The organism is Corallincola holothuriorum, from assembly GCF_003336225.1.
GTDB classification, from domain to species: Bacteria; Pseudomonadota; Gammaproteobacteria; order Enterobacterales; family Neiellaceae; genus Corallincola; species Corallincola holothuriorum.
In genome coordinates, this window is record NZ_QPID01000001.1 from 272,341 (window position 1) to 275,273 (window position 2,933).

Genomic DNA, 2,933 nt, shown 5'->3' on the forward strand with positions numbered 1-2,933 from the left:
CAACTTAGCGAGCCAAAAAACCTTGAACTGGCTGAATTACCTAACGCTTATTGTCTTTTTTTGTTTTACATCCGGTGATCTGCAAGCAGAGGCCACAGACAATAGCGGTAAAAAAACGGTACGTTACCTTTTAGGTCACGACGAGGTACGCTTGCCGGATCTGTACCCGCAACATTTACTCCAAGCGGTAATTGAAGGTTGCGGCTCTGGTTACCAACTTGAACGGTCCGAGATCTCCATGTTGCAGGGGCGTGCGGCAATGGAAATAGCGGAAGATCCTGGCAGTTTAAGTGTTGTCTGGACTATGACTTCCAGTGAGCGCGAGTCATTGTTAAAGCCCGTCCCTATTCCTATCTATCGCGGCCTGCTTGGTTTTCGCGTGCTGGTTGTGCGCCGCCAGGACCTAGCTCGTTTTAGTCACATCCGAACAATAGAACAGTTAAAAGAACTGCGCGCAGTGCAGGGGTACGATTGGCCGGATATTGAGATATTGCGTGCTAATGCGTTACCGGTTGATGGTTACGGCACAACATCTGAGATGTATCGTTTACTCAAAGAAGGGTTTGTTGATTACTTTCCCAGAGCGGTTATTGAAGTGGATAGGGAACTGGAAGTACTAAATGATGATAGTTTCGCAGTTTTGCCCGATATCGCATTAATATATCCCACCGCAGGTTATTTCTTCACTAATCATAGCGATATCGAGCTGAACACCTGTCTTACCCAGAGTATGGAAAAGATGATCGCTAACGGTGACTTTATGACAATGTTTGAGCGTTACTTTGGCCAAAGCCTTAGGCGTTACCGTTATGCAGAGATGGCCACAATTGTATTAGCCAACCCTCTGCTTGAGACGACGCGGCCTATCAATAGAAAGTATCTCGATCATGTCGCAACTGAGGTTTACAAAGACTGAGCGTAATCATACAGCGCATGTAAGATCGCCATTTTCTTCTCATTGTTTTGATGTTCCATCGCCAATTCCTCAAGTTCATGACTAAAGGTCTGAATATCTAACGCGTAGGGGTTGGGCGCAGCAAGCCTTTTTTCTCTGAATGCCTGCCATCTAAGCTGTTCCTGTTCAGATAAAAGATGAGGGTAGTTTCTGGCCTTAAAACGAAAGAACAGTTCAGCGAGCTGAGGGTCTTCGAAGTTCGGTGTGATAGCGGGTAGATCTTCAACCTTAGTTTGGTGAATCACCTCCATCGTCGCTTTGTCATGATTGCTGGCAAAACCTTGGTAAAGATTTAGGTCTACATCGTCAACATGTCCCTCGTAAGGGGCTTCATAGACGTCAGATAGGGTGTGTTTGATCTGGGCGTTGCTTCGCCACCAGCTAAGGTGCTGTAAGCACGCATCTCGGTCAATCCCTAAGCGCTCAGCATTCTCTGCTGTCAGCATCTTCGCCGGCGCCAATACCGGGCACTTATTCAGATGAACGAGTTTGAGTGGCGGTCGATAGAGTCCGGCATCTGCTTTGGCATAAAGTGCTTCCAATACCTGCTCAGTGCTCATCTTTAACAAAGGAGTCGGATCGCAATTAAGATCGGCAACCACAATGCTGTTCTTGTTTGTCGGGTGAAACATCAGCGGCAGTACCCAGCTACAGCACCCTTGAGCTGCGGGGATCTTCGAAGAGACGTGTAGCAAAGGCTGCATTTTTACAACGTCAATGAGCTTGGCAAGCTCTTGCTTTGATCTCAAGCCATATAGGTAATCGTACAGTCGTGGCTGTTTTTCTTTTATCAACTTCGCCATCGCAATGGTCGCACGCACATCTGACAGCGCATCATGGGCCTGACCGTGAGCGAGACCGTTCGCTGCAGTGAGATGCTCTAACTTAAAGCTGGGGGTACCATCTTCCCGCGTCGGCCATTCGATACCTTCGGGGCGCAGTGCGTAGCAGGTACGTACCATATCGATAATATCCCAGCGGCTATTACCGTTTTTCCATTCCCGGGCATACGGATCCATCAAGTTACGATAAAGGGTATTGCGGGTGACTTCGTCATCAAAGCGGATGGTGTTGTAACCGGCGCTGCATGTACCCGGCACACTGAATGCTGCATTCACCTGTTTAATAAACTCAACTTCAGGGATCCCGTTGGCTAATGCCAATTGCGGCGTTATCCCTGTTACTAAACATGCCATTGGTGCCGGCAGCACATCATCCGCTGGCGCACAATAAAACATCAACGGGTCGTCGATCTCGTTGAGATCTTCATCTGTACGGATCGCCGCGAACTGAACTGGGCGGTCACGTTTAGGATCAGCGCCAAAGGTTTCATAATCGTGCCAGAGGATCGTGTTCTGTTTCATAGGGTGTTTTGCTGTTTCAACGTGTTAGCTTGCTACCGATTCTAACATTCTTCTTTTTAATGTCCTGCATTGCTTTCTACTGTGCGAAGGGGAGTCGGTAGATCTAAAGGTGTTAATGACTTGTGAAGTCGAAGGTGGGCGCATATCTTCTTGGATTAAGCCAGTCACTACATACCCATACAAGCGATAGAAAAACTAGTGTAGTTCGGGGGAGTAGGAGTGAATCTAACAGATGCGACCATAATCATCGCTGATCGGCGCAAAGTATCGTTAATTCTGGATTGTTTCACTACTCGGCAACAGTGACTCGCATACGGCATAGGCCGACAGCCTGTTAGTAAAATCGGCTGCTTAACGTGTAGTTGTTGTAAATCAAATTCAACTTAAATGAAAACATAATGTTATTGCGATATTAGTGCGGCTTGATGTAGTATTCGCGCAAACAAGATGGTGCCTAACGGAGTTGTAGGTGTCGAAGTTCCTGTTCCCGCCAACCGGTCACGGTAAAGCAGGGCTCAGCAAGGAAGTCGAGCGCGTCAATCTCTCCCCCAAGAAGTTTAGGCATCACCAAACGGATTAGCCCTCAACTAATTTAGGTTGTCGTGGGAGCAGGG

The 2,933-nt window shown here is 47.7% G+C and carries 2 protein-coding genes; one reads left to right on the top strand and one right to left on the bottom strand.

Annotated features, from left to right (window positions below; translation table 11 throughout):
- Window positions 1-22 precede the first annotated feature (22 nt).
- Window positions 23-916 carry an ABC transporter substrate-binding protein gene (locus tag DU002_RS01275; protein ID WP_147271754.1) on the top strand — a complete coding sequence of 298 codons (894 nt, stop codon included), beginning with the start codon at window positions 23-25 and terminating at the stop codon, window positions 914-916.
- Here the strand turns inward: DU002_RS01275 and sbcB are convergent.
- Window positions 904-2,319, bottom strand: a complete 1,416-nt coding sequence (gene sbcB, locus DU002_RS01280; RefSeq protein WP_114336540.1) for an exodeoxyribonuclease I — start codon at window positions 2,317-2,319, stop codon at window positions 904-906. The two genes, DU002_RS01275 and sbcB, sit on opposite strands and share 13 nt — an antisense overlap.
- Window positions 2,320-2,933 lie beyond the last annotated feature (614 nt).

Excerpts from the sequence above, each read along its gene's own strand:
- sbcB (WP_114336540.1), bottom strand. The coding sequence starts at position 2,319 with ATGAAACAGAACACGATCCTCTGGCACGATTATGAAACCTTTGGCGCT.